This window comes from Mucilaginibacter sp. GW821-FHT07G05 (genome assembly GCF_059418565.1).
The window spans coordinates 312,919-319,477 of the sequence record NZ_JBWKQC010000007.1; the positions used below are offsets into that span (position 1 = coordinate 312,919).

The 6,559-nt window shown below is 45.0% G+C and carries 6 protein-coding genes; 2 read left to right on the forward strand and 4 right to left on the reverse strand.

Annotation, left to right across the window (positions count from 1 at the left end):
• Positions 1–66 precede the first annotated feature (66 nt).
• Positions 67–2,685, forward strand: coding sequence for a cyanophycin synthetase (gene cphA / locus AC07NA_RS18860; RefSeq protein WP_494899108.1), 2,619 nt, complete (start codon positions 67–69; stop codon positions 2,683–2,685).
• Positions 2,686–2,810: 125 nt separating this feature from the next.
• On the opposite strand, the gene AC07NA_RS18865 is transcribed toward cphA, so the two are convergent.
• The 4 genes from AC07NA_RS18865 to AC07NA_RS18880 all read right to left on the reverse strand — a co-directional run bounded on the left by AC07NA_RS18865 (position 2,811) and on the right by AC07NA_RS18880 (position 5,780).
• Positions 2,811–3,470 (reverse strand): HD domain-containing protein, encoded by a 660-nt coding sequence (locus AC07NA_RS18865; RefSeq protein ID WP_494899109.1) that lies wholly within the window; start codon positions 3,468–3,470, stop codon positions 2,811–2,813.
• A 32-nt stretch (positions 3,471–3,502) separates the two neighbouring features.
• Complete coding sequence (locus tag AC07NA_RS18870) at positions 3,503–3,742, reverse strand: helix-turn-helix domain-containing protein (protein ID WP_345213151.1); 240 nt, start codon at positions 3,740–3,742, stop codon at positions 3,503–3,505.
• Between the two features lie 367 nt (positions 3,743–4,109).
• Entirely contained in the window at positions 4,110–4,604 is a 495-nt protein-coding gene (locus tag AC07NA_RS18875; RefSeq protein WP_494899110.1) for a hypothetical protein, read from the reverse strand.
• Positions 4,605–5,780, reverse strand: coding sequence for a THUMP domain-containing class I SAM-dependent RNA methyltransferase (locus tag AC07NA_RS18880; RefSeq protein ID WP_494899111.1), 1,176 nt, complete (start codon positions 5,778–5,780; stop codon positions 4,605–4,607). It lies immediately after the preceding gene.
• Positions 5,781–5,863: 83 nt separating this feature from the next.
• Here AC07NA_RS18880 and AC07NA_RS18885 point away from each other — a divergent pair, with 83 nt between their 5' ends.
• On the forward strand, positions 5,864–6,226 hold the full coding sequence (locus AC07NA_RS18885; RefSeq protein WP_345213154.1) for a DUF3127 domain-containing protein: 363 nt from the start codon (positions 5,864–5,866) through the stop codon (positions 6,224–6,226).
• Positions 6,227–6,559: the final 333 nt, after the last annotated feature.

Genomic DNA, 6,559 nt, shown 5'->3' on the forward strand with positions numbered 1-6,559 from the left:
AAGTTTCTTTCCATTGTTACGTTTCTTAGTTTTAGGAACAAAAAATCACACTCCGGCACCTTACTTATGAAGATTGAGAATATACAAGTGTTACGCGGCCCTAACATATGGAGCATCAGACGTAAAAAATTAATTCAAATGCGGTTAGACCTGCAGGAGCTTGAGCATAAACCCACCAATGAAATAGCGGGGTTTTATGAACGCATGAAGGCACTCATCCCCTCATTATACGAGCACCGCTGCTCGCCGGGCGTACCGGGCGGTTTTTTTGAACGCGTAATTGCCGGTACCTGGATGGGTCACGTTATTGAGCACATCGCCCTCGAAATTCAGACCCTGGCAGGCATGAATACCGGCTTTGGCCGCACCCGCCAAACCAAAACCACCGGCATTTACAATGTTGTTTTCAATTACATTGAAGAAAAAGTAGGCGTTTATGCTGCCGAAGCTGCCGTACGTATAGCACAGGCTTTGATTGATGGCGAAGAATATAACCTGGAGCACGACATACAGCAGATGCGCGAAATACGCGAGAACACTCGCCTTGGCCCAAGCACCGGTTCCATCGTTGATGAGGCCATAGCGCGCGATATCCCGTGGATCCGGTTGAACAATCAATCGCTGATACAATTGGGCTACGGCAAAAACCAGGTCCGCTTTCGCGCCACCATGACTGAAAAAACAAGCAGCATAGCCGTTGATATTGCCAGCAACAAGGAAGAAACCAAGCGATTGTTGCAGGAACAAGCTATTCCCGTTGCCAAGGGCATGACCATTTCATCAACCGACCAGGTTGACGAAGTGATACGTAAAGTAGGCTTTCCGCTGGTGTTTAAACCGCTGGATGGTAACCATGGCCGGGGTATCAGCATTAATGTAAAAACCCGTGAAGATTCTATCGCGGCTTATGAGTTTGCCGCCAAAATATCGCGCCGGGTAATTGTTGAACGTTATGTTACCGGGTACGATTTTCGTGTACTGGTGATAGATAATAAAATGGTTGCCGCCGCATTGCGTGTGCCCGCCCATGTTAAAGGCGATGGCGTACTCACGGTACAGCAACTCATCGACAAGGAAAACACCGACCCCCGCCGTGGCTACGGACACGAAAATGTACTTACCGAAATATCTGTAGACCGAGATACTTTAGACCTGCTTGAAAAAAGGGAGTATACTTTAGAGAGTGTTCCGCCGGAAGGTGAAACGGTATTTTTAAAATCGACCGCTAACCTGAGTACCGGCGGTACATCGGTAGATGTTACGGACCATGTACACCCCGACAATGTTTTTATAGCCGAGCGCATCTCGAAGATCATCGGCCTGGATATTTGCGGTATCGATATAATGGCCGAAAACCTTACCGAACCATTAACCCAAACCGGCGGTGTAATACTGGAAGTAAATGCCGCGCCGGGTTTCCGGATGCACGTAGCGCCCAGCGAAGGCTTGCCGCGTAATGTGGCCGGGCATGTGATTGATATGCTGTATCCGGCAGGTAAATCGGCACGGATCCCTATTATAGCTGTAACCGGCACCAATGGTAAAACCACTACTACCCGCCTCATTGCCCACATTGTAAAAAACAACGGGCACCGGGTGGGCTTTACCACATCCGACGGTATTTACGTGCAGAACACCATGCTGCTGAAAGGCGATACCACCGGCCCGGTAAGCGCCGAATTTATACTGAAAGACCCTACTGTTGATTTCGCGGTGCTCGAAACCGCCCGCGGAGGTATTTTACGTTCGGGATTGGGATTTGGCAAAAGCGACATAGGCGTGATCACCAATATACAGGAAGATCACCTTGGTTTGGCCGATATACATAACCTGGACGACCTTACCCGTGTTAAAAGCGTAATTATCGATTCGGTAAAAACGGATGGCTGGGGTGTATTAAATGCCGATAACGAATATTGCGTACGTATTGGTAAACGCGCGCATTGCAACATCGCTTACTTTAGCCGTAACGAAAAAAATCCTGTAATTAAGGCACACTGTAAAAAAGGCGGTATTGCCTGCGTTTACGAAAATGGCTTTATCACCATTATTAAAGGCGACTGGAAGATTCGTGTGCAACGTACTATTGCCATCCCGTTAACTTTTGGCGGTACCGTGCCTTTCATGATTGATAATGTAATGGCGGCTACATTGGCCACCTTCCTGTGCGGTTTTAAAACCGAGGACATACGCATTTCGCTGGAAACCTTTATTCCGTCGGCAGCACAAACACCGGGCAGGATGAACATCTTCGATTTTAAGGAGTTCCGCTTCATGATCGATTTCGCGCATAACCCGGATGGCTACATTGGTGTAAGGGAGTTTTTAAAACATGTTGATTCGCCGCAAAAAATTGGACTGATAGCCGGTACCGGCGACAGGCGCGACGATGACCTGCGCGAACTGGGCCGTTTAGCAGCTACCATGTTTGATCATATTGTTATACGTCAGGAAAATCACACCCGCGGCCGCACCAAAGAGAACATCATTGGCCTGATGACCGAGGGTATGATGGAAGTAAATCCATCGCAATCATTCGAGGTGATAGGGTTAACCAATACCGAAGCTGTAGGCTATGTAATTGGCCTGGCCCAACCCGGCGCTTTTGTAACTACCCTAAGCGATGCCGTTGACGGTGCCATAGCGATAGTGCAAAGTTACCAGGAAAAAGAAAGAGACAATTAACCCCCCAGCCCCCTGAAGGGGGAGTGAGAGAAGCAAGAGTTGAGAATCTGGAGATAAGATTTTCTGCGTTGATAATAAGAAAGCCGGTTAGTTTTTGCTAACCGGCTTTTTTTTCTTTTATCCCGTTATTCTTCTCCGCATTCTAAAAAGAACTGTTGAAGGTAGTTCTCCATAAAGGCGTGCCTTTCTTGTGCTAACTGCCGGCCGGTGGTGGTGTTCATCTTATCTTTCAGCAGCAAAAGCTTTTCGTAAAAGTGGTTGATGGTTGGGGCTGTGGTATTTTTGTATTCCTCTTTGCTCATGTTGAGGTTGGGTTTTATTTGCGGATCGTACATTGCCCTGCCTTTAAAACCTCCGTAACTAAATGCCCGCGCTATACCTATGGCACCAATGGCATCCAGCCTGTCGGCATCCTGAACGATCAGCATTTCGGGCGAACTGAACACCTGCTCACCAAAACTGGCCTTGAACGACATGTACCTGATAATTTGCTGAACATGGTGCACCGTTTCTTCATCAACATGGATGCTGCGCAGCCAGTCGCCGGCCACCTGCGGACCAATATCTTCATTACCGCCATGAAATTTGGCATCGGCAATATCATGCAGCAGGGCTGCTAATTCAACAATAAATTGATTGGCTTGTTCGCCGCGGGCTATCAGTTTGGCATTATTCCAAACCCGGTTAATGTGCCACCAATCGTGGCCGCCCTCGGCATTTTGAAGCGTATCGCGTACAAACGCTTTCGTTTTTTCTATTAGTGATGCCTGCTCTTGTGTCAACATCAGGCAAATATAGCAGTTTGAAACAGCGTTAACTACGCTGCCTCAAACTGATCAATATTTATAAGATCTATACTGCTCACGCCCAACACGTCAGCAATTTGAAAAAGTCGTTCGAGGGTTATTTTCGTATAACCCAGTTCAATTTTACTATATGCGTTTTGCGATATCTTCAGCTTAGCTGCCAAATACTCCTGTGTGTAGTTTTTGGACTCACGCTGTTTCCTGATGTTAGCTGCAACACTTCTTATCTTAAGGCTCAGTGAATCTTTCATAGTCTCATCGCGTATTAATTGCAGTACTAACGAGAAATTTTTAAGCACGGATTTTTTAATAATAACTTTATGTACAAATAATTTATAATATACTGATAATAAGCGAGAAATTGTGAATATCGATGTACAATAATTAGCTAAATCGGCTTAAGCAAAGTTATTATGTGATGAAAGCGAAGCGCTTGTAAAAAGCATATTAAGCTCTTTGCAAATGTGTATAAAGTATAGCGACGACTTATTTAGAGCGGCCGGAGGCCGTGGGATAGTTGTCACCCGGCTGGAGCCGGAGCGACGGCGGTGGGAATAAAAAAGACTTACGAAGTTTTAAAAACTTCGTAAGTCTGAATATCGAAAACTGATAGTGTGCTTACTTCAAGCTATAATTAATAGTTACCGTAGGCAACAGCGTCGCCATATCCAGCGGAACCTGGTCAAATGACATGATTGGCTTACGCTTTACATAATAATCATAGGCTTCTTTCTCTACCTTATCGGCCCCTGTTGGCGGCGGAATAAAATTGATAGAGAACGGCAAAATAAAATCGTGCACTTTTTCCTTATCAGGGATGATCCATTTATGGTTCGATCTTTTTAAGGCTTCTATAATAGGTATGGTAAGCACATAATCATCGGCATAATAAATAATTATCTTTTTGATATTGCCTTTTTCATCAGCAGTAAACTTAAATACAGCCGTACCGGTAGCCCGTTTTTTTATAATCTCGGGCGTAACCATTAGGCTATCCTTAAAAAACTTGCCCATTACCTTATTGCCTCCCTGAAACGGGAAGGCGAGTTCCTGCTGCGCCATTGCCGCGCGCGATGCCAGGAGGATACAAATAGCGATTATTATTTTTCTCATTTATTCTTCTGCTTTCGGTTCGCGTTTGCTGCCATCGTATAGCTCGTATTCGAGCAGGCGGCAATCCAGCTTACCATTATAAAATTCAATTTTGCGCGACGCCTTCAGCCCTATCTTCTTAGCCAGATCGGGGTTACCGGTAAATATATAACCTTTATAACCCTTGCAATCCTGTTTCATAAAGTCTCCCACACGTTTGTAGGTAGCCTCCAGCTTGGTGTGCACGCCTAAACGCTCGCCATACTCGGGGTTAAACATTACCACGCCCGGTTGCTCGGGTACTTCGGTATCCGCAAAATCACAAACGTTAAAATCTATCAAATGTTCTACACCGGCGGTATTGGCATTACGGCGTGCAATTTCAACCGCGTCGGCAGAGAGGTCGGTAGCTATAATTTTAAAGCCGGTTTCCTTCTTCGCTTTATCTTTTAATTTACGGCGCTCCACAAAAAACACCTGCTCATCATAACCCATAATGTGCATAAAGGCATAATTCATCCGGAAAAGGCCCGGGTGTTTATCAGTAGCCAGCAGGGCCGCCTCAATAGCGAGCGTGCCCGAACCGCACATAGGGTTAATAAAGGTGCTCTTCCTGTCCCAACCGGTAGCCATAATGGTTGACGCGGCCAGCGCCTCCAGCATTGGTGCTTTGCCCGGTATTTTGCGGTAACTGTGCTTAGCCAGTGTTTCGCCCGATGTATCGATAAATACTTCGGCCTTATCATCCTGCCAGTACAGGTGTACTACGGTTTTATTATTATCGGCACCTGAGTTTGGCCTGATGCCTTTTACTTTTTTAATACGGTCAACAATGGCATCTTTTACCTTAACGTTGGCAAAAAGCGGGGTGCGGATATGCTCGTTATTAACATTTGACGTTACCGAAAAATAACCGGTAAAGTCTATCAGTAATTCCCACTCAATTTCAACCAGGTTGTCGTACAACTCCTGCGGATCATTCGCGGTAAATGTTTTTAATGAGTATAGCACCTGGCTTGCGCAGCGCAGGTTAAGGTTGAGTGGTATACAATCGGTAACAGTACCCAATAACTCAACACCGGTTTGAAAGACACGGGTTGGGGTAAAGCCCAGTTCCTCAACTTCTTGTTGCAGGTAGGGCGATAACCTTTTGTTACAGGTTATGATGATTTTACTTTCGTTGTGGAAAACTTGCATAATATTTCTGCGAATTTATGAATTAAATACACCTCAATTTTAATTTGTTACCATTAACTTTACATTTTAATATATTTGTAGTTATGGACATCAAAGGCAAAGTACACGAAGTGTCACCAACCGTACAGGTTACTGACTCGCTAAAAAAGAGAGAACTGATAATTGAATACGTAGAGAACCCGCAATACCCTGAATACCTTAAATTTGAAGCTATACAAGATCGTTGCAACCTGCTTGACACTGTTAAAACAGGTGATGACGTTGAAGTATTCTTTAATTTGAAAGGTCGCCCGTGGACTGACAAAACGGGTAAAAAATCATACTTTAACTCATTGCAGTTATGGAAAGTTAACGTATTAAGCGGTGCCGGCGCAAGTGCTACACCTGAATACGCCCCACCGGTTGACTTGAGCGCAGCCCCGGATGATGACGATCTGCCATTCTAATAAAAATATTTACAGATATAAAAAGAAAACCCCTTTCTGACACACAAGAAAGGGGTTTTTACATATATATTGAGTTTACTTATAGGCAGCTGGTTGAAGCAGGTAGCATCGTAATGCTTCGTGCCTCGCAATTACGATGCTATACAGAGCGGCTCTGCAAACCGGGGTTGCTTCGTCGTTCCTCCTTACAGCAATGACGTATTTTTAGAGTAAGACTTACGAAGTTTTAAAAACTTCGTAAGTCTCGTTATCGGTCTGTCTTGTCCTGAAAAGGGTTTACGTTAAAGTAAATCAAATGAAAGGAAAAGAATTAAAAGAAAAGCGTCGGTCACC